Source organism: Streptomyces krungchingensis (assembly GCF_054729265.1).
Window position 1 is genome coordinate 8,759,872 of the sequence record NZ_JBPUKY010000001.1, and the last position, 26,498, is coordinate 8,786,369.

Annotated in this window: 21 protein-coding genes and 1 riboswitch; of the genes, 14 read left to right on the forward strand and 7 right to left on the reverse strand. The window is 72.0% G+C overall.

What is annotated here, in order from left to right:
• Positions 1-27: 27 nt before the first annotated feature.
• The 9 genes from ACSYGO_RS37990 (at position 28) to ACSYGO_RS38030 (ending at position 10,362) form a co-directional block, all read left to right on the forward strand.
• Complete coding sequence (locus tag ACSYGO_RS37990) at positions 28-1,095, forward strand: polyprenyl synthetase family protein (RefSeq protein WP_426676871.1); 1,068 nt, start codon at positions 28-30, stop codon at positions 1,093-1,095.
• Between the two features lie 148 nt (positions 1,096-1,243).
• On the forward strand, positions 1,244-3,247 hold the full coding sequence (gene shc, locus ACSYGO_RS37995) for a squalene--hopene cyclase (protein ID WP_426676870.1): 2,004 nt from the start codon (positions 1,244-1,246) through the stop codon (positions 3,245-3,247).
• Positions 3,247-3,891 (forward strand): phosphorylase family protein, encoded by a 645-nt coding sequence (locus ACSYGO_RS38000; protein ID WP_426676869.1) that lies wholly within the window; start codon positions 3,247-3,249, stop codon positions 3,889-3,891. Before shc ends, ACSYGO_RS38000 begins: the two co-directional genes overlap by 1 nt.
• Before the next feature lie 5 nt (positions 3,892-3,896).
• The gene (gene hpnH / locus ACSYGO_RS38005) at positions 3,897-4,919 is read left to right on the forward strand and encodes an adenosyl-hopene transferase HpnH (protein ID WP_028798885.1); all 1,023 of its coding nucleotides are present in this window, start codon (positions 3,897-3,899) and stop codon (positions 4,917-4,919) included.
• Between the two features lie 4 nt (positions 4,920-4,923).
• Entirely contained in the window at positions 4,924-6,081 is a 1,158-nt protein-coding gene (gene ispG / locus ACSYGO_RS38010; RefSeq protein WP_460389438.1) for a flavodoxin-dependent (E)-4-hydroxy-3-methylbut-2-enyl-diphosphate synthase, read from the forward strand.
• A gap of 28 nt (positions 6,082-6,109) precedes the next feature.
• Entirely contained in the window at positions 6,110-8,008 is a 1,899-nt protein-coding gene (gene dxs, locus ACSYGO_RS38015; RefSeq protein ID WP_426676867.1) for a 1-deoxy-D-xylulose-5-phosphate synthase, read from the forward strand.
• Positions 8,005-9,405 carry an aspartate aminotransferase family protein gene (locus tag ACSYGO_RS38020; RefSeq protein ID WP_426676866.1) on the forward strand — a complete coding sequence of 467 codons (1,401 nt, stop codon included), beginning with the start codon at positions 8,005-8,007 and terminating at the stop codon, positions 9,403-9,405. The genes dxs and ACSYGO_RS38020 overlap by 4 nt, the downstream gene beginning before the upstream one ends.
• 151 nt (positions 9,406-9,556) lie before the next feature.
• Positions 9,557-10,213: a helix-turn-helix domain-containing protein gene (locus ACSYGO_RS38025; protein ID WP_460389441.1), complete on the forward strand. Its 657-nt coding sequence runs from the start codon at positions 9,557-9,559 to the stop codon at positions 10,211-10,213.
• On the forward strand, positions 10,210-10,362 hold the full coding sequence (locus tag ACSYGO_RS38030) for a DUF6126 family protein (protein WP_460389443.1): 153 nt from the start codon (positions 10,210-10,212) through the stop codon (positions 10,360-10,362). Before ACSYGO_RS38025 ends, ACSYGO_RS38030 begins: the two co-directional genes overlap by 4 nt.
• Before the next feature lie 45 nt (positions 10,363-10,407).
• On the opposite strand, the gene ACSYGO_RS38035 is transcribed toward ACSYGO_RS38030, so the two are convergent.
• Positions 10,408-11,205 (reverse strand): tyrosine-protein phosphatase, encoded by a 798-nt coding sequence (locus ACSYGO_RS38035; protein WP_426676864.1) that lies wholly within the window; start codon positions 11,203-11,205, stop codon positions 10,408-10,410.
• Positions 11,206-11,395: 190 nt separating this feature from the next.
• Here ACSYGO_RS38035 and ACSYGO_RS38040 point away from each other — a divergent pair, with 190 nt between their 5' ends.
• The 4 genes from ACSYGO_RS38040 to ACSYGO_RS38055 all read left to right on the forward strand — a co-directional run bounded on the left by ACSYGO_RS38040 (position 11,396) and on the right by ACSYGO_RS38055 (position 16,855).
• A complete protein-coding gene (locus tag ACSYGO_RS38040; RefSeq protein ID WP_432175115.1) occupies positions 11,396-13,480 on the forward strand; it encodes an alpha-galactosidase in 2,085 nt (694 codons plus the stop codon).
• A gap of 307 nt (positions 13,481-13,787) precedes the next feature.
• Positions 13,788-13,939, forward strand: a riboswitch (cyclic di-AMP (ydaO/yuaA leader).
• 4 nt (positions 13,940-13,943) lie between these two features.
• Entirely contained in the window at positions 13,944-14,819 is an 876-nt protein-coding gene (locus ACSYGO_RS38045) for a M23 family metallopeptidase (protein ID WP_426676862.1), read from the forward strand.
• Positions 14,820-15,175: 356 nt separating this feature from the next.
• Positions 15,176-15,961, forward strand: a complete 786-nt coding sequence (locus ACSYGO_RS38050) for an SGNH/GDSL hydrolase family protein (RefSeq protein ID WP_426676928.1) — start codon at positions 15,176-15,178, stop codon at positions 15,959-15,961.
• A 150-nt stretch (positions 15,962-16,111) separates the two neighbouring features.
• On the forward strand, positions 16,112-16,855 hold the full coding sequence (locus ACSYGO_RS38055; protein ID WP_460389446.1) for an SIMPL domain-containing protein: 744 nt from the start codon (positions 16,112-16,114) through the stop codon (positions 16,853-16,855).
• 124 nt (positions 16,856-16,979) lie between these two features.
• Here ACSYGO_RS38055 and ACSYGO_RS38060 read toward each other — a convergent pair whose 3' ends face one another.
• Positions 16,980-17,600 carry a TetR/AcrR family transcriptional regulator gene (locus ACSYGO_RS38060; protein ID WP_426676860.1) on the reverse strand — a complete coding sequence of 207 codons (621 nt, stop codon included), beginning with the start codon at positions 17,598-17,600 and terminating at the stop codon, positions 16,980-16,982.
• 282 nt (positions 17,601-17,882) lie between these two features.
• On the opposite strand from ACSYGO_RS38060, the gene ACSYGO_RS38065 reads away from it, so the two are divergent.
• Complete coding sequence (locus tag ACSYGO_RS38065) at positions 17,883-19,436, forward strand: APC family permease (protein WP_432188566.1); 1,554 nt, start codon at positions 17,883-17,885, stop codon at positions 19,434-19,436.
• A 31-nt stretch (positions 19,437-19,467) separates the two neighbouring features.
• Here ACSYGO_RS38065 and ACSYGO_RS38070 read toward each other — a convergent pair whose 3' ends face one another.
• From ACSYGO_RS38070 to ACSYGO_RS38090, 5 genes are all read right to left on the reverse strand, one after another.
• Positions 19,468-19,887 carry a hypothetical protein gene (locus ACSYGO_RS38070; RefSeq protein ID WP_426676858.1) on the reverse strand — a complete coding sequence of 140 codons (420 nt, stop codon included), beginning with the start codon at positions 19,885-19,887 and terminating at the stop codon, positions 19,468-19,470.
• 97 nt (positions 19,888-19,984) lie between these two features.
• A complete protein-coding gene (locus tag ACSYGO_RS38075) occupies positions 19,985-22,063 on the reverse strand; it encodes an acetate--CoA ligase family protein (protein ID WP_460389449.1) in 2,079 nt (692 codons plus the stop codon).
• On the reverse strand, positions 22,060-23,238 hold the full coding sequence (locus ACSYGO_RS38080; protein ID WP_460389451.1) for a glutamate dehydrogenase: 1,179 nt from the start codon (positions 23,236-23,238) through the stop codon (positions 22,060-22,062). The genes ACSYGO_RS38075 and ACSYGO_RS38080 overlap by 4 nt, the downstream gene beginning before the upstream one ends.
• Entirely contained in the window at positions 23,235-25,046 is a 1,812-nt protein-coding gene (locus ACSYGO_RS38085; protein ID WP_460389453.1) for a thiamine pyrophosphate-dependent enzyme, read from the reverse strand. The genes ACSYGO_RS38080 and ACSYGO_RS38085 overlap by 4 nt, the downstream gene beginning before the upstream one ends.
• A complete protein-coding gene (locus tag ACSYGO_RS38090) occupies positions 25,046-26,203 on the reverse strand; it encodes an acyl-CoA dehydrogenase family protein (RefSeq protein WP_426676854.1) in 1,158 nt (385 codons plus the stop codon). Before ACSYGO_RS38090 ends, ACSYGO_RS38085 begins: the two co-directional genes overlap by 1 nt.
• Between the last annotated feature and the right edge of the window lie 295 nt (positions 26,204-26,498).

Consider the following 26,498-nt stretch of genomic DNA (forward strand, 5'->3'; position numbering starts at 1 on the left):
TCCGGTACCGCAACAAGAGGAGAGACTGTGCCCACTGTGCCCCCGGCCGAGACGGCTGCCGACGCGGTGGACGTGACCGCGCTCCTGGAGCGCGGCCGGACCCTGGCCACACCGGTCCTCCGGGCGGCCGTCGACCGCCTGGCGGCGCCCATGGACACCGTCGCCGCCTACCACTTCGGCTGGATCGACGCCGCGGGCAACCCCGCGGACGGCGACGGCGGCAAGGCCGTGCGCCCCGCGCTCGCCGTGCTCTCCGCCCAGGCGGCCGGCGCCGCCCCCGAGGTGGGCGTGCCCGGCGCGGTCGCGGTCGAGCTGGTGCACAACTTCTCGCTGCTGCACGACGACCTGATGGACGGTGACGAGCAGCGCCGCCACCGGGACACCGTCTGGAAGGTGCACGGCCCCGCCCAGGCCATCCTGGTCGGCGACGCCCTGTTCGCCCTGGCCAACGAGATCCTGCTGGAGCTCGGCACCGTCGAGGCTGGCCGTGCCACCCGCCGTCTGACCACGGCGACCCGGGCCCTGATCGACGGTCAGGCCCAGGACATCTCGTACGAGCACCGCGACCGGGTCAGCGTCGAGGAGTGCCTGGAGATGGAGGGCAACAAGACGGGCGCCCTGCTCGCCTGTGCCTGCTCCATCGGCGCGGTCCTCGGCGGCGCCGACGACTTCACGGCCGACACGCTGGAGAAGTACGGCTACCACCTCGGCCTGGCCTTCCAGGCCGTCGACGACCTCCTCGGCATCTGGGGCGACCCGGAGGCCACCGGGAAGCAGACCTGGAGCGACCTGCGCCAGCGGAAGAAGTCCCTCCCGGTGGTGGCCGCGCTCGCCGCGGGCGGACCCGCCTCCGAGCGACTCGGCCGCCTCCTCGCCGAGGACGCCAAGGCCAGCGACTTCGAGAACTTCTCCGAGGAGGAGTTCGCCGCCCGCGCGGCCCTCATCGAGGAGGCGGGCGGCCGCGAGTGGACGGCCCAGGAGGCGCGCCGCCAGCACACGATCGCCATTCAGGCGCTGGACGCCGTCCAGATGCCCGACGAGGTCCGGGCCCAGCTCGTGGCGCTCGCCGACTTCGTCGTCGTACGGAAGAGATGATCATTATCGGTCGAACACACCTCGCGTAGTCGCCGGCCGGTGCGACCCCGAGCCCAGTGATCTTTTGGGCAGGGGCATCGCCATGGAGCGACGCACCGGCCGACGGCGGACCCACAGCAGAGACGTACCACTGCACGAAGGGGAAGCCATGACAGCGACGACCGACGGAAGCACCGGGGCCCTGCCGCCCCGCGCTGCCTCGGCCAGCGAAATCCAGCACGAGACGACTCCCGAGGCGGCCGGGACAGTCGAGACCCGAGACGCCGCCACGCGCGCGATGCGGCGCGCCACCGACTTCCTGCTCGCACGCCAGGACGCCGAGGGCTGGTGGAAGGGCGACCTGGAGACGAACGTCACCATGGACGCCGAAGACCTGCTGCTGCGTCAATTCCTGGGCATCCTGGACAAGCCCACCACCCACGCCGCCGGGCTCTTCATCCGCGGCGAGCAGCGCGAGGACGGCACCTGGGCCACCTTCTACGGCGGCCCCGGCGAACTCTCCACCACCATCGAGGCGTACGTCGCCCTGCGGCTGGCCGGCGACGCCCCCGACGCCCCGCACATGGCGAAGGCCTCCGCCTGGATCCGTGAGCGCGGAGGGATCGCCTCGGCCCGGGTCTTCACCCGGATCTGGCTGGCCCTGTTCGGCTGGTGGAAGTGGGAGGACCTGCCCGAACTGCCGCCCGAGCTGATCTACTTCCCGAAGTGGATGCCGCTCAACATCTACGACTTCGGCTGTTGGGCACGGCAGACGATCGTGCCGCTGACCATCGTGTCGGCCAAGCGGCCGGTGCGGCCCGCGCCGTTCCCGCTCGACGAGCTGCACACCGACCCCGGCGACCCCAATCCCGTCAGGCCCCTTGCCCCCGTGGCGAGTTGGGACGGCGCCTTCCAGCGCCTCGACAAGGCCCTGCACCAGTACCGCAAGGTCGCACCGCGCATGCTGCGCCGCGCCGCGATGAACAGCGCCGCGCGCTGGATCATCGAGCGGCAGGAGAACGACGGCTGCTGGGGAGGCATCCAGCCGCCCGCCGTGTACTCGGTCATCGCCCTGCACCTGCTGGGCTATGACCTCGAACACCCGGTGATGCGCGAGGGGCTCGCTTCGCTGGACCGTTTCGCCGTGTGGCGCGACGACGGTGCCCGGATGATCGAGGCCTGCCAGTCGCCCGTGTGGGACACCTGCCTGGCGACCATCGCGCTCGCCGACGCGGGGCTGCCCGCCGATCACCCGCAGCTCGTCAGGGCCGCCGACTGGATGCTCGGCGAGGAGATCGTCCGGCCCGGCGACTGGGCGGTCAAGCGCCCCCAACTGCCGCCTGGCGGTTGGGCGTTCGAGTTCCACAACGACAACTACCCCGACATCGACGACACCGCGGAGGTCGTGCTCGCACTGCGCCGCGTCAGGCATCACGACCCGGAGCGCGTGGAGAAGGCCATCGGGCGGGGGGTCCGCTGGAACCTCGGCATGCAGTCGAAGAACGGCGCCTGGGGAGCCTTCGACGTCGACAACACCAGCTCCTTCCCCAACCGGCTGCCCTTCTGCGACTTCGGTGAGGTCATCGACCCGCCGTCCGCGGACGTCACCGCGCACGTCGTGGAGATGCTCGCCGTCGAGGGTCTCGCGCACGATCCGCGCACCCGCCGGGGCATCGAATGGCTGCTCGCGGAACAGGAGGCGGACGGCTCCTGGTTCGGGCGCTGGGGCGTCAACTACGTCTACGGCACCGGGTCGGTGGTCCCGGCGCTCGTGGCGGCGGGGCTGCCCGGTTCCCACCCGGCGATCCGCCGGGCCGTGTCCTGGCTCGAAACCGTCCAGAACGACGACGGCGGCTGGGGCGAGGATCTGCGCTCCTACCACGAGGCCGCCGAGTGGAGCGGTCGCGGCGCGTCCACCGCGTCCCAGACGGGATGGGCGCTGCTCGCCCTGCTGGCCGCGGGGGAGCGCGACTCCAAGGCGGTGGAGCGCGGGGTCGCCTGGCTCGCGGAGACCCAGCTGTCCGACGGTTCCTGGGACGAGCCGTACTTCACCGGCACCGGCTTCCCGTGGGACTTCTCGATCAACTACCACCTCTACCGACAGGTCTTCCCCCTCACCGCGCTCGGCCGCTATGTCCACGGCGAACCGTTCGCCGGTGTCCAGGGGGGTTGATGAGCGCGACGACGTCCGGACCGGCACCGCTGCTGATCGCCTGCGCGCTCGGCATCGAGCACCTCGCCCTGCGCAGCGGCGACCGGACCGGGGCCGCCGGACCCGTCACCGTGCTGCGCACGGGTATGGGGCCCAAGGCCGCCGAACGGTCGGTCACCCGCGTCCTCGCCGATCCGGCGCTGCGCGGGGCCGCCGTCCTGGCCACCGGCTTCTGCGCGGGGCTCGCCCCCGGTATGCACCCCGGTGACCTGGTCGTCGCCGAGGAGACCCGGGACCCGCACGGCACGACCCCGTGCGTGGGCACCGACCTGCTCGTCAGGGAACTCGTGCGCGCCGTGCCGGGGCGCACCGTCCACACGGGGCCGCTCACCGGCTCCGATCATGTCGTCCGTGGTCACGAGCGGTCGGATCTGCTCGCGACCGGCTCCATCGCGGTCGACATGGAGTCTGCGTCGACGCTGCTCAGCGCCGTTCGGGTGGGTGTGCGCCCGGTTGCGGCCGTCCGGGTGGTCGTGGACGCTCCGGAACATGAACTCGTCCGTATCGGCACGGTGCGCGGTGGAATATCAGCTTTCCGTGTTCTTCGTGCCCTTCTTCCCGCTTTTTTTGAATGGCACCGTTCTTTGCTGCTCCCTCGGAGGTGAGCCAGATGGCCATGCCGCTTCGGCAGTCCATGAAGGTCGCTGCGTACTTGTTCGAACAGAAGCTCAGGAAGCGGGACAAGTTCGCCCTGCTCGTCGAGTTGGAACCGCTCTTCGCGTGCAACCTGAAGTGCGAGGGCTGCGGAAAGATCCAGCATCCCGCGGGTGTGCTCAAGCAGCGCATGCCCGTGGCACAGGCGGTGGGTGCGGTACTGGAGTCCGGCGCGCCGATGGTGTCCATCGCCGGCGGAGAGCCGCTGATGCACCCTCAGATCGACGAGATCGTACGGCAGTTGGTGGCGAAGAAGAAATTCGTCTTCCTCTGCACCAACGCGCTGTTGATGCGCAAGAAGATGGACAAGTTCAAGCCCTCGCCCTATTTCGCCTGGGCCGTGCACATCGACGGGCTGCGGGAGCGGCACGACGAGTCCGTGGCCAAGGAGGGCACCTTCGACGAGGCGGTCGAGGCGATCAAGGAGGCCAAGCGACGTGGCTTCCGGGTCACCACCAACTCCACCTTCTTCAACACGGACACCCCGCAGACCGTCATCGAGGTCCTCAACTTCCTCAACGACGACCTGAAGGTGGACGAGATGATGCTCTCGCCCGCCTACGCCTACGAGAAGGCGCCCGACCAGGAGCACTTCCTCGGCGTCCAGCAGACCCGGGAGCTGTTCAAGAAGGCGTTCGCCGGCGGCAACCGGCGCCGCTGGAGGCTCAACCAGAGCCCGCTCTTCCTGGACTTCCTGGAAGGCAAGGTCGATTTCCCCTGCACCGCCTGGGCGATCCCCAGCTACTCGCTCTTCGGCTGGCAGAAGCCCTGCTACCTGATGAGCGACGGGTACGTGCAGACGTACAAGCAGCTCCTGGAGGAGACCGACTGGGACGCCTACGGCCGCGGCAGGGACGAGCGGTGCGCCAACTGCATGGCCCACTGCGGCTACGAGCCGACCGCGGTGCTCGCCACCATGGGCTCCCTCAAGGAGTCCCTGCGTGCCGCCCGCGAGACCTTCACGGAAAGCCGCGGGTGACGACGTGACCGCCGTATCCCTGGGCCTCCCCGAGGTGCCGGTCCGGGCGATCGCGGAGCGCCGTGTCTCACGGCGCATCCAGGTCGGACCGGTGGCGGTCGGGGGCGGAGCGCCCGTCTCGGTGCAGTCGATGACGACGACGCGTACGTCGGACGTCGGCGCCACCTTGCAGCAGATCGCGGAACTCACCGCGTCCGGCTGCCAGATCGTCCGCGTCGCCTGTCCCACGCAGGACGACGCGGACGCCCTCGCGACCATCGCCCGCAAGTCGCAGATCCCGGTGATCGCGGACATCCACTTCCAGCCCAAGTACGTGTTCTCCGCGATCGACGCCGGCTGCGCGGCGGTTCGGGTGAACCCCGGCAACATCAAGCAGTTCGACGACAAGGTCAAGGAGATCGCGCGGGCCGCGAAGGACGCGGGGACCCCGATCCGCATCGGCGTCAACGCCGGCTCGCTCGACAGGCGACTGCTCCAGAAGTACGGCAGGGCGACCCCCGAGGCGCTCGTCGAGTCGGCGCTGTGGGAGGCGTCGCTCTTCGAGGAGCACGGGTTCCGCGACATCAAGATCTCGGTGAAGCACAACGACCCCGTGGTGATGGTCAACGCCTACCGGCAGCTGGCGGCGCAGTGCGACTACCCGCTGCACCTCGGTGTGACCGAGGCCGGGCCCGCCTTCCAGGGGACCATCAAGTCGGCCGTCGCCTTCGGGGCGTTGCTCAGCGAGGGCATCGGGGACACCATCCGGGTGTCGCTGAGCGCGCCGCCGGCCGAGGAGGTCAAGGTCGGCATCCAGATCCTGGAGTCGCTCGGGCTGCGGCAGCGCCGCCTGGAGATCGTCTCGTGCCCGTCCTGCGGCAGGGCCCAGGTCGACGTGTACAAGCTGGCCGACGAGGTGACGGCCGGTCTGGAGGGGATGGAGGTCCCGTTGCGCGTCGCGGTCATGGGCTGCGTCGTCAACGGCCCCGGCGAGGCGCGGGAGGCGGACCTGGGGGTCGCCTCCGGCAACGGCAAGGGGCAGATCTTCGTCAAGGGCGAGGTCATCAAGACCGTGCCCGAGTCGAAGATCGTGGAGACCCTCATCGAGGAGGCGATGAAGATCGCCGAACAGATGGAGAACGACGGCGTCGGGTCCGGGGAACCGGCCGTCACCGTGAGTTGATCAGCACGGACCGAGAGGGGGCCCGAGCGTGACGATTCTGGAGAACATCCGGGGACCACGCGACCTGAAGGCGCTGTCCGAGGCGGAACTCGGTGAACTGGCCGAAGAGATAAGGGAGTTCCTGGTGCACGCGGTCGCCAGGACCGGCGGTCACCTGGGGCCCAATCTGGGGGTGGTGGAGCTCTCCATCGCGCTGCACCGGGCCTTCGAGTCACCCGGTGACCGCATCCTGTGGGACACCGGACACCAGAGCTATGTGCACAAGCTGCTGACCGGACGTCAGGACTTCTCCAAGCTGCGCGGCAAGGGTGGCCTGTCCGGCTATCCGTCGCGCGAGGAGTCCGAGCACGACGTCATCGAGAACAGCCACGCCTCCACGGCGCTCGGCTGGGCGGACGGGCTCGCCAAGGCCCGTCAGGTACAGGGGGAGAAGGGCCATGTCGTCGCCGTCATCGGAGACGGCGCGCTCACCGGCGGTATGGCGTGGGAGGCACTCAACAACATCGCCGCGGCCAAGGACCGCCCCCTGATCATCGTCGTCAACGACAACGAGCGCTCCTACTCACCGACCATCGGCGGCCTCGCGAACCACCTCGCGACCCTGCGCACGACGGACGGCTACGAGAAGGTGCTCGCCTGGGGCAAGGACGTGCTGCAGCGCACGCCCGTCGTCGGCAACACCCTCTACGAGTCGCTGCACGGCGCGAAGAAGGGGTTCAAGGACGCGTTCGCGCCGCAGGGCATGTTCGAGGACCTCGGCCTGAAGTACGTCGGGCCGATCGACGGGCACGACGTGGGCGCCGTGGAGTCCGCGCTGCGCCGCGCGAAACGTTTCCACGGCCCCGTGCTCATCCACTGCCTCACCGAGAAGGGCCGCGGCTACGAGCCGGCGCTCGCACACGAGGAGGACCACTTCCACACGGTCGGCGTGATGGACCCGCTCACCTGCGAGCCGCTCGCCCCCTCCAACGGGCCGTCGTGGACCTCCGTGTTCGGCGACGAGATCGCGCGGATCGGGGAGGAGCGCGCCGACGTCGTGGCGATCACGGCGGCCATGCTGCACCCCGTCGGACTCGGCAAGTTCGCCGAGCGGTTCCCCGACCGGGTGTGGGACGTCGGGATCGCCGAGCAGCATGCCGCGGTGTCCGCGGCCGGACTCGCCACCGGCGGTCTCCATCCCGTCGTCGCCGTCTACGCCACCTTCCTCAACCGCGCCTTCGACCAGCTCCTCATGGACGTCGCGCTGCACCGCTGCGGTGTCACGTTCGTCCTCGACCGGGCCGGCGTCACCGGGGTCGACGGCGCCTCGCACAACGGCATGTGGGACATGTCGATCCTCCAGGTCGTGCCGGGCCTCAGGATCGCCGCGCCGCGCGACGCCGACCAGCTGCGGGCCCAGCTGCGCGAGGCGGTCGCCGTCGACGACGCGCCGACGCTCGTCCGCTTCCCCAAGGAATCGGTCGGCCCCGCAATTCCCGCGGTCGGCCATGTGGGCGGGCTCGACGTCCTGCACCGGTCCGAGGGGACACCGCAGGTCCTCCTCGTCGCCGTCGGGGTGATGGCACCGGTCTGCCTCCAGGCCGCCGAACTCCTGGAGGCCCGCGGCATCGGCTGCACGGTCGTCGACCCGCGGTGGGTGAAGCCCGTCGACCCGTCGCTGCCCGGGCTGGCCGCCGAGCACCGGCTCGTCGCCGTCGTCGAGGACAACAGCCGGGCGGCCGGGGTCGGCGCGGCGGTCGCGCTCGCGCTCGGGGACGCGGAGGTCGACGTCCCGGTGCGGCGGTTCGGCATCCCCGAGCAGTTCCTCGCGCACGCCAAGCGCGGTGAGGTGCTGGCCGACATAGGCCTGACGCCCGTCGAGATCGCTGGGCGGATCAGCGCGGGCCTGGCCGTCAAGGAAGAGCTCTCCAAGGAGAAACAGGAATGACCGAACCAGCGGCGAAGGGGGAGTTCGACCTCGGCGCGCTCCTCGCCGAACGCGGCGCCGAGCGCTACGAGCTGCACGGCAAGTACCTGAACCACCAGCTCCCCCGGATGCTGCACACCATCGGCTTCGACAAGGTCTACGAACGTGCCGAGGGGGCGCACTTCTGGGACGCGGACGGCAACGACTACCTGGACATGCTCGCCGGGTTCGGGGTGATGGGCCTGGGCCGCCACCACCCCGTGGTCCGCAAGGCGCTGCACGACGTCCTGGACGCCTCGCTCGCCGACCTGACCCGCTTCGACTGCCAGCCGCTGCCGGGCCTGCTCGCGGAGCGGCTGCTCGTCCACAGTCCGCACCTGGACCGGGTGTTCTTCGGCAACAGCGGCACGGAGGCGGTCGAGACCGCGCTGAAGTTCGCCCGCTACGCCACCGGGAGGCCGCGGGTCCTCTACTGCTCGCACGCCTTCCACGGGCTGACCACCGGCTCACTGTCGGTGAACGGCGAGGACGGCTTCCGCGACGGCTTCGCACCGCTGCTGCCCGACACGGCCGTCCCGCTCGGCGACCTCGACGCGCTGGCCCGGGAGCTGAAGAAGGGCGACGTCGCCGCGCTGATCGTCGAGCCCATCCAGGGCAAGGGCGTCCACGAGGCACCGCCCGGCTACCTGCGCGCCGCCCAGGAGCTGCTGCACAAGCACAAGGCGCTGCTCATCGCCGACGAGGTGCAGACCGGGCTCGGGCGGACCGGGGACTTCTACGCCTACCAGCACGAGGATGGGGTCGAGCCCGACCTGGTGTGCGTGGCCAAGGCCCTGTCCGGCGGATACGTACCGGTGGGCGCCACCCTCGGCAAGGACTGGATCTTCAAGAAGGTCTACTCGTCCATGGACCGGGTCCTCGTCCACTCGGCGAGCTTCGGGGCGAACGCCCAGGCCATGGCCGCGGGGCTGGCGGTCCTGTCCGTCATGGAGAACGAGCAGATCGTGGCCAACGCACGTGCCACGGGGGAGCAGCTGAAGTCCCGGCTCGGCGCGCTCGTCGACCGGTACGAACTGCTCGGTGACGTACGCGGCCGGGGGCTGATGATCGGCATCGAATTCGGCCGCCCCAAGTCGCTGAAGCTGCGCAGCCGCTGGACCATGCTGCAGGCCGCCCGCAAGGGACTGTTCGCCCAGATGGTGGTCGTGCCGCTGCTGCAACGGCACCGCATCCTCACACAGGTCTCGGGCGATCATCTGGAGGTGATCAAACTGATCCCGCCGCTGATCATCGACGAGCGGGACGTGGACCGCTTCGTGGAGGCCTTCACCGCGGTGATGGACGACGCGCACAGTGGCGGCGGCCTGATGTGGGACTTCGGCAAGACGCTGGTGAAGCAGGCGGTGGCGAACCGCTAGGAGGCGTCGTCGCCGTATCGCGCCGGGCGCCCCGCACCGGGGCGGGCTCCCTCGACGGGCCCGCCGCCGGTATGCGGGGCCGGCCCGAGCGTGTTTTGCCTCTCAGGCAAGAAATTTGCCCCAGAGGTAACAGTGCGGCTCAATGGAGGGCATGAACCCTGTCGAGGGTAGCGACCCTTCCGCTCCGCCGGCGGCGGAGGGGCCTGCCGCCGAGCTCCCCGCCGTCGCGCCCCAGCTGCGCGAACTGCGCCGCCGTGCCGCTCTGACGCTGGAGGCCGCGTCCCGCGCGGCCGGGCTCTCACCCGCCCATCTCTCCCGTCTGGAGACCGGGCAGCGCCAGCCCTCGCTCCCGATGCTGCTCACGCTCGCCCGTGTCTACGGTACGACGGTCTCCGAGCTCCTCGGCGAGACGGTCGCCGAACGGCACGCGATCGTACGCGCCGCCGACATGGAGCCGACACCGGCCGGCGGCTGGACGTACTGGCAGGCCGGAGCCCCGGGCCGCGGGATGCAGGCCCTGCGGGTGCACGTCCCGCACGGCTCGCAGGGCGACATCGTGCGCGTCCACCCCGGCGAGGAGTGGCTGTACGTCCTCACCGGGCGACTGAGACTGCGCCTCGGGGACACCGCGCACCTGCTCGCGCCGGGGGACAGCGCGCACTTCGACTCGCTCACCCCGCACCGCATCGCCGCCGCCGACCCCGGCGGGGCCGAGCTCCTCTTCGTACACACCCTGCTTCAGAGTCCGACCGCCGCGCTGTGCCTCGGCCCGGTGGCGGGACACCTCACCCCGGGAGAGCCGTCATGACCGAACCCACTTCGCCCAGGCCCCGCAAGTCCATGGAGGACAAGTTCCCCCGTGCGCTGTGGGTGCGGCTGATCATCTACGTCGCCGTCGGCCACCTCTTCGCGGCCTTCATCTACCTGCTCTTCACGCTGGGCGCGCAGGGCCAGTAGACGTGCCGGGCCGGCGGGCGTCCGACGGGCCGGCCCAGGGCCGCGTCAGTCCAGCAGGCGCTCGCGCAGGCGCTCCCGCAGCTCCGGGGTGACCCGCAACCCCTGCTCCAGGTAGGTGTCGACGCCGCCCCAGCTCTCCTCGATCGTCTCGAAGGCCGCCGTGAGGTACTCGGCGCGCGCGTCGAACAGGGGGCTGAGCAGCTCCATGACCTCCGGGGAGTACGCGGAGGGGGAGGAACTGCTGCGGTGCACCTTGTAGCGGCGGTGCTTGGCGTTCGACTCCAGGTAGTCGGCGACGATCGCGTCCCGCTCGACACCGAGGGCGAGCAGCGTCACGGCTATGGACAGGCCCGCGCGGTCCTTGCCCGCCGCGCAGTGCATCAGCGCGGGCACGCTGTCCTCGGCCAGCGCGTGCAGCACCTGGGAGTGCTCGGTCGTGCGCTCCTTGATGATCGTGCGGTAGGAGACGATCATCCGGTTCGCGGCCTTGCCGTCCGAGAGGATCGAGCGCAGCTGGTCGAGGTCGCCGTCACGGACCATCTTCCAGAACTCGGCGCCGTCGGCCGGGTCGGTGAGCGGAAGGTTCACGTTCCGCACGCCGGGGAGGTCGACGTCGGGGCCCTCCAGCTTCTGGTCCGAGGCGTTGCGGAAGTCGAAGATCGTGTGCAGGCCCAGTGAGGAGAGGAACGCGGTGTCCTTCTCGGTCGCGTGCGCGAGGTGGCCGCTGCGGAACAGCCGACCCTGTTTCACCCGCCGGCCGTCCACGGTGGGCAGGCCGCCCACGTCCCGGAAGTTGCGCACTCCGGCCAGCTCGGGCTCGGTCGACGGGACCTGCTGCGTCACGTGGACTCCTCACATTCGGCCGCCGGCGCCGCCCAGGTCCTGCCCGGTGGCGTGTGTCGACGGGTTGCGCTCTCGACCATACGACATGGGTTCCTGAGGCAATGAGTTGTCCACAGGCGTTGCCCCCGGGGCATGGACGCCAGGACCATGTCGGTGTCTGATCGGGGCCGTTCGGATCTGTGGGGGACCGATGATCGAGACCGGCGCGGACGGTCGCACCTGGCTGCTCTCGGGGCCGACGAGCAGCTACGCGCTGCGGCTCACCGACCTCGACGAACTGCTCCACCTGCACTGGGGCCCGCGGATCTCGCTCGCCGACGCCGAGTCGCTGGCAGCGCTGCCCGCGCCGCCGTACCGCCCCTTCGAGTCGCTGCTCGACGGCCGCGAGGAGTACCCGGTCGAGGGCGGGCCCCGCTTCGTGCGCCCCGCCCTCTCCGTGCGGACCGAGGAACGCCGGGGCACCGAGTGGCGGTTCGAGGGGGCCGGTGAGGCAGGTCACGGCCACGGAGGCGACGAGCTGGCGCTGCGCTTCGCGGACTCCGGGCTCCGCATCACGCTGCACTACCGGATGCGCGGCGACGTCGTCGAGCGCTGGGCCGCCCTGGACAACGACGGACCTCCCGTGGAGCTGCTGCGCGCCGACTCGGCGACCTGGACGCTGCCCGAGCGCGACGGCTGGCGGCTGTCCCAGCTGCACGGCCGGTGGGCGGCCGAGTCCCGGCTGGTGCGCTCCCCCCTCACCTACGGGGAGAAGGTCATCGGCAGCCGGCGCGGCCACACCGGGCACCAGCACCTGCCCTGGGTCGCGCTGGACAGCGAGGCCACCGAGGAGAGCGGCGAGGTGTACGGCTGCGCCCTCGGCTGGTCGGGGTCCTGGCGGATCGCCGTGGCCCAGCTGCCCGACGCCCGGGTGCAGATCACCGGCGGTGCCGGGTACGACGACTCCGGGCTGCTGCGCCTGGAGGCGGGGGAGTCGTTCACCACGCCGGTCTTCGCCGGGCTCTGGAGCGACGGCGGTTTCGGCGGGGCGAGCCGGACCTGGCACGCCTACCAGCGGGAGCACGTCGTCCCGGACACCGGCCGGGACCGCCCGGTGCTCTTCAATTCCTGGGAGGCCACCACCTTCGACATCGCCGAGGACCAGCAGATGGCGCTGGCGGAGCGGGCCGCGGAGATGGGTGTCGAGCTGTTCGTGGTCGACGACGGCTGGTTCGGCGCGCGCACCGGCGACCGGGCCGGGCTCGGCGACTGGACGCCCAACCCGGACCGTTTCCCCGCGGGGCTCAAGCCGCTCGCCGACCATGTCCACGCACTCGGCATGGAGTTCGGGATCTGGGTCGAACCGGAGATGGTCAATCCGGACAGCGAGCTCTACCGTGCGCACCCGGACTGGGTCCAGTTCCAATCGGGACGGACCAGGACGGAGTATCGCAATCAACTCGTACTCAATCTGGCGCGCCCGGACGTCCAGGAGTGCCTGTGGGAGCAGCTCGACCGGCTGCTCTCCGGCGCGCCGGTCGACTATGTGAAATGGGACTTCAACCGCTGTTTCACGGACGCGGGCTGGCCCGGCGAGTCCTATCCGCAGAAGCTGTGGGTCGAGCACGTGCGGGCCCTGTACGCCCTCCTCGACCGGCTGCGGACCGCGCACCCCACGGTCGCCTTCGAGTCCTGCTCCGGCGGTGGCGGCAGGATCGACCTCGGCATCATGGCCCGTACCGACCAGGTGTGGACGTCGGACAACACCGACCCGCTCGACCGGCTCGCCATCCAGTACGGCATCAGTCAGATCCATCCCGCGCGGATCATGGCCGCCTGGGTCACCGACAGCCCGAACACCCAGCTCAACGGCCGGGTCAGCTCCCTGCGTCTGCGGTTCGTGAGCGCCATGGCCGGCGTGCTCGGCATCGGTGGGGACCTGTCCGCGTGGAGCGGGGAGGAGCTCGCCGAGGCGCGGGAATGGGTCGGCCTCTACAAGGAGATCCGCCCCGTCGTGCAGCGCGGGGACCTCTACCGTCTGCGCCCTCCGGAGGGCGGCCTGAGCGCCGTGCAGTACGTCCACGGCGACGAGACGGTGGTGCTCGCCTGGCTCCAGGCCCAGCGGTACGGCGAGCCGGCGGCTCCGCTCCGGCTGCGCGGACTCGATCCGACGCAAGCGTATGAATGCCGCGAAACGGGCGAAATTCACCGAGGTGCGGTGCTGCTGCACCACGGACTGCGGACGAGTCTGCGAGGCGACCTCGATGCCGCAGTCATCCGGCTGCGCCGTATATGACTGTTATGCCGGAATCGGGACCTTCGTTCCAACTGGCCCTGGATTGGGGCATCGTGCGGTGGGCCGCGTGAGCAGCGTCATATTCGTGACGATGCGTCGCGGCCTGCTTTTCGCAACGCTCCCGTATCCACGGGCTGGTTGAGCCGGTGAAAAGATCATCTCTTCACGGAGTGTGACGGGCATTTCCGACATGGATCAAGAAAGGCGGTCGCGCGAAAAAATCACCTGCTTGTGGCCGCGCTCTCGTCTCGCTTACGTTCGCCCTCACTCCGGACGGACGCCCAATCCTGCCGCCGGCCGGAATCCGCACACAGACCCGCACACGGCAGGAGCGGGGGACCCAAGGTTCCATGCCTGTTCCGGTCTCCGGAACGGCTCGGGGTACAGCCACGCCGACGCGTGGCCGGGCATCTCCAGCCCGCACCCGACAGCTCACCTCGCAGGCGCCGGAGAGGAACTCGTCATGCCCGCGAAGGGTAAGCACCGCCGTCCCAAGTCCCCCCGCTTCGCCCGCTCGATCGCCGTCGCCGGAACCGGTGGCGCCGCACTCGCGCTGCCCCTGCTGGGCGCCACGGGCGCCCACGCCGCGGCCCCCGCCGCCGCCGTCGCGCAGAAGGCGGAGAAGGCCGTGACCGCCGCTCCCGTCGCGGCGAAGAAGGTCGTCGGGACCAAGACCTACCGCGTCAAGACCGGCGACTATCTCTCGAAGATCGCCGCCGAGCAGAGCGTCCGCGGTGGCTGGAAGAAGCTGTACTCCGACAACCGCTCGGTCATCGGCGGCGACCCGGCGCTGATCCACCCGGGTCTGAAGCTGACGGTCGGCGCGAAGGCCGTGTCCGGTGGCGCCACCCAGTCCTCCGCCCAGGCGCCCGCCCCGGCCGCGAAGGCCGACAGCGCCCCCGCGCCCCAGGCCGCCGCGAAGAGCACCGCCGGCTACACGCTGCCGGTCGCGGGCGGCAGCGTCGGCACCTCCTACAAGGTGGCGGGCAGCATGTGGTCCAGCGGCTACCACACGGGCGTGGACTTCGTGGTCCCGACCGGCACCACCATCAAGTCCATCGCCGCCGGAACCGTCGTCTCCGCCGGCTGGGGCGGCGCCTACGGCAACCAGGTCGTCATCCGGCACGCCGACGGCAAGTACTCCCAGTACGCCCACATGTCGGCCCTGTCCGTGTCGGCGGGACAGACCGTGACCGCCGGCCGGCAGATCGGCCTCTCCGGCGCGACGGGCAACGTCACCGGACCGCACCTGCACTTCGAGATCCGCACCACGCCGAACTACGGCTCGGACGTGGACCCGGTCGCCTACCTGCGCTCGCACGGTGTCGCCGTCGGCTGACACCTCCCGCAGTCCTCGGCGCCCGCCGCTTCCTGCCGCGGACGCAGGGTCCCGCTCCTGACGGCGGGACCCTGCGTCCGCAAGGCAGGACCGCCTCCGAAGGCCGGACCCCCGATCCCCGGGGTCCGGCCTTCGGTGCGTCGACACGTCAATACCGCGTCACCGGTGCCGGATTGCGGCCCTCCGCGTGCGGACTCGGTCAACGCTCCTGATCAGGGCCCTATTCCGGATTGACCAATACTTGACGAGTGTCTTATCTCACCATCCGTCAACCCTTCCTTACGGTCGCGTAGCTCACATCGAAAGGTGAATCATGGTCCGACGTGGCAGACGATTCGAAGAGTGACAACAGATCAGTGATCGGGTCGTACGTGGCGGTGGGGGACAGCTTCACCGAGGGCGTCGGCGACCCCGGTCCGGACGGGGCCTTCGTGGGCTGGGCCGACCGCTTCGCGGTGCTCCTCGCGGACCGGCGCGCCGAGGGCGACTTCAACTACACCAATCTCGCGGTGCGCGGGAAACTGCTCGACCAGATCGTCGCGGACCAGCTCGGGCGCGCCAAGGAACTCGCCCCGGACCTGGTCTCCTTCTGTGCGGGCGGCAACGACATCATCCGGCCCGGCACCGACCCCGACGAGGTCGCGGAGCGCTTCGAGCGCGCGATCGCCGACCTCACCTCCGCCGTCGGCACCGTCATGGTGACCACCGGCTTCGACACGCGCGGCGTGCCCGTGCTCAAGCACCTGCGCGGCAAGATCGCCACGTACAACGGACATGTGCGTGCCATCGCGGACCGCTACGGGTGCCCCGTCCTCGACCTCTGGTCCCTCAAGACGGTTCAGGACCGCCGCGCCTGGGACGGCGACCGGCTGCACCTCTCGCCCGAGGGGCACACCCGGGTGGCGCTCCGCGCCGGTCAGGTCCTCGGCATCGACGTGCCGGCCGACCCGGACCAGCCCTGGCCGCCGCTGCCGCCCCGCGGCACGCTCGAAGTGCGGCGCGACGACATCCACTGGGCGCGCGAGTACCTGGTCCCGTGGATCGGGCGCCGGCTGCGCGGCGAGTCGTCGGGAGACCACGTGGCCGCCAAGGGCGCCCTCTCCCCGGACGACATCAAGATGCGCATAGAGGCGGTCGCCTGAGCCGCGCCGACGCCGGCGGAGTCCGCCGGCGGCGGCTCGACCAGTGAGGTGACAGCACGGGAGTGGCGTGGGGCGGAGCGCGGCACGCGGTGCTGGGATGACCGCGAACCGCCCCCGCGTCCCGAGGGGCGGGGCCCGAAGGAGACCTCCATGCCCGCCCGCCGCGTGTCCACCGCAGTCGCCGTGACCCTCCTCGCCCTCGCCCTCCCGCAGGCCGCCGCGACCCCCGCCCTCGCGCTGGAGGCCCGCCCCGGAGCCGCCGCCGAGGCCACCCCGTCCACGGTCACCGTCACCGGACAGGGCAGCGCAACCGCCACACCGGACGTCGCGGTCCTCGGCGTGGGCGTCGCGGCCACCGCGAAGACGGCGAAGGAGGCGCTCGCCGCACAGACCACCGCGTCGAACGCCCTGCTCGCCGCCGTGCGCGCCCAAGGCGTGGAGGAACGGGACATCCGCACCGAGAGCCTCTCGCTGTCGCCGGTCCACGAGATCCACGACGGGACCTCCGAGTTGACCGGCTACGAGGCGGCGCAGTCGTTCTCGGTGAAGGTCCGCGACATCTCCGCCACGGGCAGGGTCCTCCAGGCGGTCACGGACGCGACCGGGGACGCGGGCCGCATCCAGTCCGTCGTCTTCGACGTGGCCGACCCCGCCCCGCTGCACACCGCCGCCCGCGAGGCCGCGTACGAGGACGCCCACGAGAAGGCACTCCAGTACGCGCGCCTCGGCGGCCACCGGCTCGGCCGCCTCGTGTCCCTCACCGAGGACAGCAGTGGCGATTCCCGTCCGGTACCGATCGCGGCGGCGGCCTTCGACCAGGGCGGGACGGTGCCGGTCGCGCCCGGCGAGATCCGGGACACGATCACGGTCACGGCGGTGTACGAACTCGGCTGAGCCGGCGCCGGGAACCGCTCGGCCCGGACCGCTCCGGCAGGGACACCGCGGCCGGCGCGCTCCGGGCGCAGCCGTGCGCCCGGGTGGTGCGTGCAGCGGCGACCGCTCCCGAAGAGTGCGGGGCTCAGCGCACCGCCGCCACCAACGCGGCCCGCTCCAGGCCCAGTTCGCGCGCAAGGGCCTCGTCCACCCACTCGTGGGTGCGCGCCCGTGACACCGCTCCCGCGTACGCCGTCATCTGAACGGCCAGACCGTCCAGCAGCGCGGTGAGCCGCAGGGCCGCACCGGTCGGGTCCGGGCAGTGGAACTCGCCCGCGGCCACGCCTTCCGCGATCACCTCGGTGAGCGCGGCCTTCCACTGCTTGTCGAGGTCACGCGTGACCTCCCGCAGCGCCGGCTCGCGCAGCGCGGCGGCCCAGCCCTCGATCCACAGCCGCCAGCCCTTGGCCTGCCCGGTCGGCGCGTACCAGCGCACCGCGGTCCGCAGCCGACGCAGCGCGGTCGTGCGCCGGCCCAGCAGTTTGCGCAGATGGGAGAGGTCGTCCTCGGCCGCGTAGGTGAAGGCGGCGGCGACCAGCTTCTCCTTCGTCGAGAAGTGGTACAGCACCAGGGCGTTGCTCACCCCGAGCGCCGAGGCCACATCGGCGATCCGCACCGCCGCCACACCCCGCGCCTCGATCTGCTCGACGGCGGCCCGCAGCAACTCCTCGCGCCGCTCCGCCACGCTCAACCGCACTCTCGCCACGCCGCAACCCTAGTCCCTCGCCCCCGGTGATGCGGGAGCAGGGCGGTATTGCGGGGCCCCTTCAGGAGTGCGAACGAGGCATGCCCGGCCGGGCGTCGCCCGCCCCGGCGCCCGCACCGCGGCCCGCGGGCCCGCCCGGCGGGCCGATGCCGGACCCCTTGACACCGTCGCGCGGCGGGGACCACAGTACGGCAACTACTGACTGTCCATTCAGTCAGTAGGCGTGTGTCAAGGCGATGTGTGACCCGTCCGTACGTCCCCGTAGCGCCGCAGGAGTCCACCGTGACCCAAGCACCGAGCACCCCGATGCCCCGGCCCGAACCCGACCTGCCCGACCTCTCCGAGGGCTGGGGCGAACAGCGTTCCCGACTGCGCAAGGACCTGCGCCGACTCGACGTGCTGTTCTTCCTCATCTGCACCCTCGTCGGCCTCGACACGATCGGCTCGGTCGCCGCCCAGGGGCCCGAGGGCCTGACCTGGATGGCGATCCTCGCGCCGGCCTTCTTCCTCCCGTACGGCCTGCTCGTCGCCGAACTCGGCTCCGCCTTCCCGGTGCAGGGCGGCCCGTACGTCTGGACGCGCCTCGCCTTCGGACGGCTGGCGGCCGGCGTCAACCAGCTCCTGTACTGGATCTCCAACCCCGTGTGGGTCGGCGGCAGTCTGTGCATCATCGCGCTGACGACCTGGGAGGAGTTCTTCACGCCGCTGCCCGGGCTCTGGAAGTACGCGGCCGGGATGCTGTTCATCTGGGGCGGCGCCCTCGCCGTCGTCCAGTCGGTGCGGATCGGCAAGTGGGTGCCGATCGCCGGAGCCGTGGCCCGCATCGTCCTGCTCGGCTTCTTCCTCGTCTCCGTCGTGGTGTACGCGGTCCGGCACGGCGTCCACGCCCTGCCCGCCGGTGACTTCACCCCCACGTACACCGGATTCGTCGCCCTCGTCCCCGTCCTGATCTTCAACTACGTCGGCTTCGAACTGCCCAGCTCGGCGGCGGAGGAGATGAGGAACCCGCGGCGCGACATACCGCTGTCCATCCTGCGCTCCGGGCTGGCCGCGCTGCTGCTCTACGGCGGTCCCGTCCTCGGCATCCTCTTCGTCCTGCCGGGCGAACGGATCGGCAGCCTCGGCGGGTTCATCGACGCCTGCAAGGCCGTGTTCACCGTCTACGGAGGCTCCATCGCCGCGGACGGCACCGTCACGCTGACCGGGGCCGGTGCGGTCTGCGGCGGCATCGCGGCGGCAGGACTCGTCGTCGGTCTGCTCACGTCCGGCGTCACCTGGGCCATGGGCGCCCACCGGGCGCAGGCGGTGGCCTGCGCGGACGGCGCGGGACCGGCCTGGCTCGGGCACATCTCGGAGAAGCACGGCACGCCGGTCCGGGTGAACCTGCTCTCCGCCGTCCTCGCCTCGGTCCTCTTCGTGGTCGCGCTCAACCTCACGGGCGGCGACGGCGAGAAGTACTTCGCGGCGGGCCTCGGACTCACCATCTGCACGACGTTCATCTCGTACGTGATCACCTTCCCGAGCCTCGCCGTGCTGCGCCGCAAGTACCCCTCGGTTCCCCGGCCGTACGCGGTGCCGGGCGGGCTGTTCGGCGCCCGGCTGGTCAGCGCGCTGGCCACCGTGTTCGTGGCCTTCACGGTGGTGGTGCTCGTCTGGCCCGGCTTCGGTGTCGGCTGGTTCGGCACGACGGGCAGCGCCGCGGACTCGCTCCCCGAGTCCTTCGCGGGGCAGCGGCTGCAGTACACGCTCAGCCAGTTGGTGCCGCTCGTATTGTTCGTGGGCATCGGGCTCGCCTGCTACGCGGCGGGCGCGCGGACCCGGCGGGAGAAGGGCTGAGGAACCGGCCGGTTCCGGCGGCTCCGCGTGATCAGTCGACGAACTGGTAGTCGGCCTCGATGCGGCCGTCCTCGCCGAGGACGAGGAACTCCAGGCCGCCGCCCGTCACCCGGTTCTCGCCCCGGTCGAAGGACTCCCAGCGGAACGTGACGACGTCCCGGAGCACGCGGGCGGGCTCCTGGATCCTGAAGAGGTACGTCCCCGGGGCCACGAACTCCTCGTACGCGCGGGTCACGCGCGCATGCAGTTCCTCGTGACCGCGGGCCTCCAGGACGGCGGTGCCGAAGCCCAGGGCCACTGCACGGTCGTGCATCTCCTGCGGAGGGCGGAGGAGGTGCAGACCGTCCTCCGCCCAGAGGTCGTGGACGGTCTTGCGGCGGATCTCGGGGTCGGGCTCGTTCCAGACGCCGATGTAGCGCTCGATCAGGTCCTGCGCGTCGAAGGCGGGCACGATGCTCCTCCTGCGGGTCGGTGTGCCGGCCGCGGTGTCCCCCGCGGCCGGCGGGTCTTCGTGATGTCACCGACTCTGCTCGGGGCCCGCCCGCGCCTCAATTCCCGCCAGGGAATGGCCGTTCGGCCAGGACTCCGTGGGCGTCCAGGGCGATCGCCCCGCCGGGGTGCGCCAGCAGTGGGTTGACCTCCAGCTCGGCGAGCTCGGGATGCTCGGCGGCGGCTCGGGCCACCGCGCACACGGCGTCCGCGACGGCCCGGAGGGACACGGCCGGCGCACCGCGCCAGCCGGTCAGCAGGGGTGCGTGCCGCAGTTCGGCGAGCAGGGCACGCGCGCGCGTGGCCGTCAGCGGCGTCGGCGCGAGCGCCGTGTCGGCCAGCAGCTCCGCCGTGACGCCTCCGACGCCCACCATCGCCACGGGACCGAAGGCCGGGTCCCGGCGCACCCCGACGATCAGCTCATGGGCGTGCGCGGGCGCCACCATGGCCTCGACGGCGTAGCGGCCGGCACCGGTGGCGGTCCGCATCCGGCGGAAGGCTCCTCGCAGGCCGTCCGCGTCGGCGAGGCCCAGGGCCACCCCGCCCGCCTCGGTCTTGTGGGCCGGGCCCATCGCCTTGAGCACCACCGGGAACCCGATGCCGCGCGCCGCGGCGACCGCCTCGTCGGCGGACGTGACGAAACGGGCCGCCGGGAAACGGAGTCCGTACGAGGACAGGAGCGCGCGGACGGTCTCGTAGGAACCATCGGGCACCGGGGGCGCGGCCGGGGGTGGATCCTGAGGTGCCTCCGGGGCCGCCCACGGCGCCCTCAGACGGGCGACCCCGGCGAGTGCCGTCGCCGCCTGCTCGATGCGTTCGTACACGGGCACGCCCCGCCCGCGCAGCACGGCCAGCGCGGGCGTGTCCCGGGCCATGGTGTGCACGAGCAGGGCGCGGCCCGACGCGTCGGCGGCGTCGGCCAGTTCACCCGCGACCTCGCACTCCCGCCCGGCCTGGGCCGGGTCGGCGCTCGCGTAGTCCCCGAAGTACCCGGTGAGGACGACGGCGTCGGCGTCTCCGCCGTGGAGCAGGGCACGGGCCACGCGCGCGTAGGTGCCGAGATCGGCCTCGCCGGCGCCCGCGAGGTCGACGGGATTGAGACGGCCGGCCCCGGGCGGCAGCACCGCCGACACCTCCTGCGCCGTCGCCGCGGACAGCGGGGGCACGTCGAGGCCGCGTACGGCGCACGCGTCGGCGGCGAGAGCGCCCTGACCGCCGCTGTCGCCCACCACGGCGACCCGGTACGCGTGCGTGCCGGATCGGCGGGCGGCCCCCGACAGCAGGCACACCGCCGTGTCGACCAGCTCGCCCGCCGAGTCCAGCAGCAGGGCGCCCGCGTCCCGGCACACCGCGGCGACCGTGGCGTACGGGCTCACCAGCGCGCCGGTGTGGGAGGCGGCGGCGCTCGCCGAGGCCGCGCTCCGGCCGACCGTCAGCAGGAGCACCGGCTTGCCGGCGTCATGCGCGGCCGCGAGGACGCGGGCGAGGCGGCGCCCGTCGCGGAAGTCCTCGACATACGCGGCGATGACGCGCGTCGGCTCATGGGCGACCAGGGCCTCCAGCGCATCCGCCACGTCGATGTCTCGCTGGTTGCCCAGCGAGACGAAGCGGGAGAAGCCCTGCCCCGCGCGTGCCAGGAGACGGCCGATCTCCAGGGCGAGGTTCCCGCTCTGCGACACGAGGCCGACGGCTCCTACCGGGAACTCGCCCCAGCTGAGCCGGAGTTGTGTGCTCGCGTCGACGAGTCCCATGCAATTGGGGCCCAGCAGCCGGGCCCCGCCCCCGGTGACCAGCTCGGCGAGCGCCCGCTCCTCGGAGCGGGCGCCGCCCGCGCTGATGACGGTGAAACAACGGGCGCCGACGGCGAGTCCCTCCGCGACGACGGCCCGTACCGACGGGGCGGGCACCGCCACGACGACCTGCTCCGGCACGTCCGCCAGGCCGGTCAGACCGGGCCGGAACGGCACTCCGTCCAGGCTGCCGCCGCGCCGGTTCACCAGGTGGACCGACCGGCGGCCACGGCCCGACAGGGCCCCCTTCGCCAGCCAGTAACCCCATTTCCCGGGGTCGCTTGACGCGCCGACCACGGCGACGCAGGCCGGGTCGAAGAGGGCGGCCAACGGCGCCTTCGCCGTCATCCGTACCACCCGAAGCGCTCGGCGATCACCGGCAGCCGCTCGGTGACGATGGCGTGCGCGGCGGCCCGCGGCGTCGTCCCGTCGGCCTCGGCGCGGGCCAGCATCTGGTCGATCAGGGCGCGCATGGAACGTCGTGTGTACGTGAACGCCTCGTCCGCGTCGGCGCCGATGTCGCCGAACAGCGTCCACCACCACCAGGCGTTCGTGCCGGAGTTGACGACGACGTCCGGGAGGACGGTGACCCCGCGCGCGGCGAGCGACTCCTCCGCCTCCGGCAGCACGGGCATGTTGGCCGCCTCGACGATCCAGCGCGCGGTGATCCGCCGCTGGTTCGCGCCGTCGATCGCGTACGAGACGGCCGCGGGCACCAGGACCTCCGCGTCGACGGACAGCCAGGCGTGGCCCGGCAGTTCACGGTCGACGGGCCGCAGCGCGGAGCGGTCGACCGTCCCGTACACGTCCCTGGCCGCGAGGAGCGCCTCGACGTCGAGGCCCTCGGGGTTGGCGATCGTGCCCTTGACGTCGGCGACGGCCACCACGCGCAGCCCCGCGCGGGACAGGAAGCGCGCCGTGGCGCCGCCCATGGTGCCGAGCCCCTGCACGGCCACCCGCGTGCCCGCGTACGGCACCTCCGCGCGGTCCAGCGCCGCGAGCACCGACTCCGCGACACCGCAGCCGCCCACCAGTTCGTCGAGCCCGATGCCGTCGACCTCGACCGCGAAGGCGTCCGCGAGCCGTCGGCGGGCCGTGGCCTCGTCGTCGAGCAGCGGATACACGGCCTGGATGGAGGAGACCAGCCCCGCCTCCTCGACGGCACGGTCGACCAGGTCCTGGGTGAGGCCGAGGTCCTCACCGGTGGTCCAGAAGCGTTCGATGTACGGGCGCATGGCGCGCAGGTAGCGCACCAGGATGCCGTACGCGTCCGGGTCCTGCGGGTCGCAGTCGATGCCGCCCTTCGCGCCGCCCAGCGGGACGTAACGCCCTGCGGGGTCGTAGTGCAGCGCTTCCTTCATGGTCATGCCGCGGGCGAGCCCGGCGACCTCGTCCAGCGTGCATCCCGGGCGCATGCGGAGGCCGCCGCTGGAGACGCCCCGCACCAGCCGGTCGACCACGAGGAAACCCTGGCGGCCGGTGACGTGGTCCGTCCAGGTGAGTGACATCAGGGGGGCGGTCATGGGGTCTCCTCGGGGATGGTGATCAGGGTGGGGCCGGGGGTGCGCAGTGCCTCGGTGAGCGCGGTCGTCAGCTCCCGCGGGTCACGCACGCGCGTGCCCTGCCCTCCGTAGGAGCGGGCCAGGGCGGGCAGGTCGACCGGCGCGAGATCCACCGCGGTGGGGGTGTCGCCCCGTGCGGCCATCTCGTCGCGGATCTCTCCGTAGCCGCCGTTGTCGAACACCAGTACCGGCAGGGGAAGCCCGAGCTGCGCCGCGGTCGCCAGTTCCTGCACCGTGAACTGGAGGCCGCCGTCGCCGCTGAGCGCCACCACCTGGCGATCCGGGCACGCCACCTTGGCGCCGATCGCCGCGGGCAGCGCGTATCCGAGCGTGCCGAAGCCGGTCGGGTGAAGATAGCGGCCCTCGGGGCCCAGCGGGAGGTGGGGGAGGGCTCCGTAGTAGCAGCACTGGGCGCTGTCCGAGGTGACGACCGCGTCGTCGGCGAGGACGGCACGGACCGCCCGCAGGTACGGCAGCCACCGGGCGTCGCGTGCGGAGGTCTCCGCGTCGCGGGCCGCTCGCAGGAGCCGCGCCGCGCGGGCGGGCTCCGTGTCGTCGCGGACGGCGTCGTCGGGGACCGCGATGCGACGGCGGTCCGGGCGCCCGCGGCCGTCGTCGCTGGGGTCGCCGCTGGGGTCGCGGACCGTACCGACGGGCACGCGCGCGTGCCCGCGAGAGACGGGGAGCAGTGCGGTCACCTCGGACAGCAGCGCGCGCAGGCAGACCTGTGCGTCGCCGACGACCTCCACGTCGGCGGCCGCACCGGCGTACATCTGGTCCGGGTCCACGTCGACACGGACCAGCGTGCCGCCCAGGGCCGGGGGCGGCGACCACAGGTCGGACTCGGCGAGCTCGGTCCCCACCGCCAGGACGACGTCGCACGCCGTGAGCCAGCCCTGGACGGACGGGCTGTGCAGCGAGACGCCGAGGGACAGCGGGTGGCTCTCGGGGACGATCCCCTTGCCGTTGGCCGTCGTGACGACGGGCGCGCCGAGCCGCTCGGCGAGCGCGAGGACCGGCGCCGAGGCGGCGCGTGCCCCGCCGCCGAGGACGAGCGCCGGACGACGTGCCGAGGCCAGCGCCTCGGCGGCCCTCCGCACGGCTTCCGCGCCGGGCGCGGCGGGCGCGACGACCGGAGCGACGCGCGTCGGCCCTGTCTCCTCCGCGGTCTCCAGCAGGTCCAGCGGCACCTCGATGTGCACGGGGCGGGGCCGCCGCGCGGCGAAGAGCGTGAAGGCCCGTGCCACCGCCGCGTCGATCTCCGCCACCGAGGAGACCCGGTGGCTGAACGCCGCCACCCCGCGCATCGCCTCGGTCTGGCTGCGCATCTCGTGCAGCAGACCGGTCGCGAGCCGGGGGTGGCGCAGGGGCATCCCCGGCGACACGACCAGCAGCGGCACGCTGTCGGAGTAGGCCTGCCCCACGGCGGCCGCGGCGTTCAGCAGCGCGGGCCCGGTCGTCGTGATCACCACGCCGGGGCGCCCCGTCACGCGCGCGTACCCGTCGGCGGCGTACCCGGCGCCCTGCTCGTGGCGCGGCAGGCTGTGCCGGATGCCGTACGCGGACAGGTGGCGGTAGATCTCCAGGTTGTGCGTCCCCGGGATGCCGAAGACGTGGGTCACGGCGTGCGCGGACAGAGCGCGGACGAGCGCCTCGCCGCCGGTGAGGCGGACGGGTGCCACGCCGCCGGTGACGGGTGCTTCGCCCGCGGCGACGGGGACGGGCGCTGCGCCGCCGGGGGCCTCGCCGCCGCTGAGGGGTCCGGTCATCACAGGCTCCGCGAGACGACGAGCCGCATGATGTCCGAGGTCCCCTCCTCGATCTCCTCCAGCTTGGCGTCACGCATCCACTGCTCGACCGGGTACTCCCGTGAGTAGCCCCAGCCGCCGAGCGTCTGGACGGCGGCCCAGGTGCACCAGGCGGCGGTCTCGGACGCCGTCAGCTTGGCCATCGCCGCCTCCGCGGTCGCGTCCAGTCCGGCGTCGAGGCGCTTGGCGGCCCGCCAGGTCATCAGCCGGGCCTGCTCCACGCGCGTACGCATGTCGGCGAGGCGGAAGGCGACCGCCTGGTGCTCGATGATCGGCCTGCCGAACTGGTGACGCGTGCGGGCGTAGTCGCGCGCGTACTCGTACGCCGCCCGCGCCACCCCGGTCGCCGCCGCACCGAGGACCGTGCGGGAGATGTCGAAGGTGCGCATCAGCCCGCGGAAGCCCTCGCCCTCCGCCCCGAGCCGGTGCTCGGCCGGGACGTGCGCGTCGTCGAGGAACATCTCGCGGCAGACGATCGCGCGCTGCCCCATCTTGCGCATGGGCTCCCCGAAGGAGACGCCCTCGGTGTCCTTGCGGAGCAGGAACGCGGTGACCCCGTCGGCGCGCCGCGCGGGGTCGGTCTTGGCGAAGACGACGTACTGCTCCGCCTCGCCGGCGTTCGAGATCCACGCCTTCTGGCCGTTGAGGCGGTAGCCGGTGTCGGTGCGGTGTGCGGTGGTGACGATGGAAGCGGCGTCGGAGCCCGCTCCCGGCTCCGTGGTCGCCAGCGCCGTCATGGGGGTGCCGGGGCCGGTGAGCGGCGTCAGCCACTCCCGCTTCTGCTCCTCGGTGCCGAGTTCCACGACCGGATCGGCGAAGAAGCCGTTCGAGCACAGCAGATTGCCGATGCCCAGGTCACCGACGCACAGCTCCTCCTGCACCAGGACCTGGGTGAACACGTCGGTGAAGCCGCCCCCGCCGAACTCCTCGGGCAGCATGAAGCCGGTGATCCCGACCTCGGCGGCCTTGCGCCACAGGTCCCACGGCGTCTCGACGTCGGCCTCGTCGACCGCGCGGGCCCGCGGACGGATCTCGTCCCGCGCGAAGGAACGCGTCAGCTCCACGATGTCGCGCTGCTGCGCGCTGAGCGGTACCAGCTCGGTGGGGAGGTCGGACATGGTGCCTCCAGGTGCGGACGGGGCGATGGGGGCGGGGCCGGGGAGGGATCGGGGGTCCGGAGGACCTGAGGACCGTGATCCTGGGACCCGGCGGACGATTACTGAATCGTCAGTCAGTATCGGAAGCGACCTCGTGCCGTGTCAACGTACTGAACGATGAATCAGTAAAAGAGTCCCTCGCGGCCCGGGTGGCGGGCGGTGCGGCGGGTGGGGGTCCGGTGACTTCACGTTGTACGCGGTGCGATGCCTCGGGGGCGACTTCGCCGGCCCGTGGTCGAGTACGGTTCCCTCGCGC

Excerpts from the sequence above, each read along its gene's own strand:
- shc (WP_426676870.1), top strand. The coding sequence starts at position 1,244 with ATGACAGCGACGACCGACGGAAGCACCGGGGCCCTGCCGCCCCGCGCT.
- ACSYGO_RS38000 (WP_426676869.1), top strand. The coding sequence starts at position 3,247 with ATGAGCGCGACGACGTCCGGACCGGCACCGCTGCTGATCGCCTGCGCG.
- hpnH (WP_028798885.1), top strand. The coding sequence starts at position 3,897 with ATGGCCATGCCGCTTCGGCAGTCCATGAAGGTCGCTGCGTACTTGTTC.
- ACSYGO_RS38020 (WP_426676866.1), top strand. The coding sequence starts at position 8,005 with ATGACCGAACCAGCGGCGAAGGGGGAGTTCGACCTCGGCGCGCTCCTC.
- ACSYGO_RS38025 (WP_460389441.1), top strand. The coding sequence starts at position 9,557 with ATGAACCCTGTCGAGGGTAGCGACCCTTCCGCTCCGCCGGCGGCGGAG.
- ACSYGO_RS38030 (WP_460389443.1), top strand. The coding sequence starts at position 10,210 with ATGACCGAACCCACTTCGCCCAGGCCCCGCAAGTCCATGGAGGACAAG.
- ACSYGO_RS38040 (WP_432175115.1), top strand. The coding sequence starts at position 11,396 with ATGATCGAGACCGGCGCGGACGGTCGCACCTGGCTGCTCTCGGGGCCG.
- ACSYGO_RS38045 (WP_426676862.1), top strand. The coding sequence starts at position 13,944 with ATGCCCGCGAAGGGTAAGCACCGCCGTCCCAAGTCCCCCCGCTTCGCC.
- ACSYGO_RS38055 (WP_460389446.1), top strand. The coding sequence starts at position 16,112 with ATGCCCGCCCGCCGCGTGTCCACCGCAGTCGCCGTGACCCTCCTCGCC.
- ACSYGO_RS38075 (WP_460389449.1), bottom strand. The coding sequence starts at position 22,063 with ATGACGGCGAAGGCGCCGTTGGCCGCCCTCTTCGACCCGGCCTGCGTC.
- ACSYGO_RS38080 (WP_460389451.1), bottom strand. The coding sequence starts at position 23,238 with ATGACCGCCCCCCTGATGTCACTCACCTGGACGGACCACGTCACCGGC.
- ACSYGO_RS38085 (WP_460389453.1), bottom strand. The coding sequence starts at position 25,046 with ATGACCGGACCCCTCAGCGGCGGCGAGGCCCCCGGCGGCGCAGCGCCC.
- ACSYGO_RS38090 (WP_426676854.1), bottom strand. The coding sequence starts at position 26,203 with ATGTCCGACCTCCCCACCGAGCTGGTACCGCTCAGCGCGCAGCAGCGC.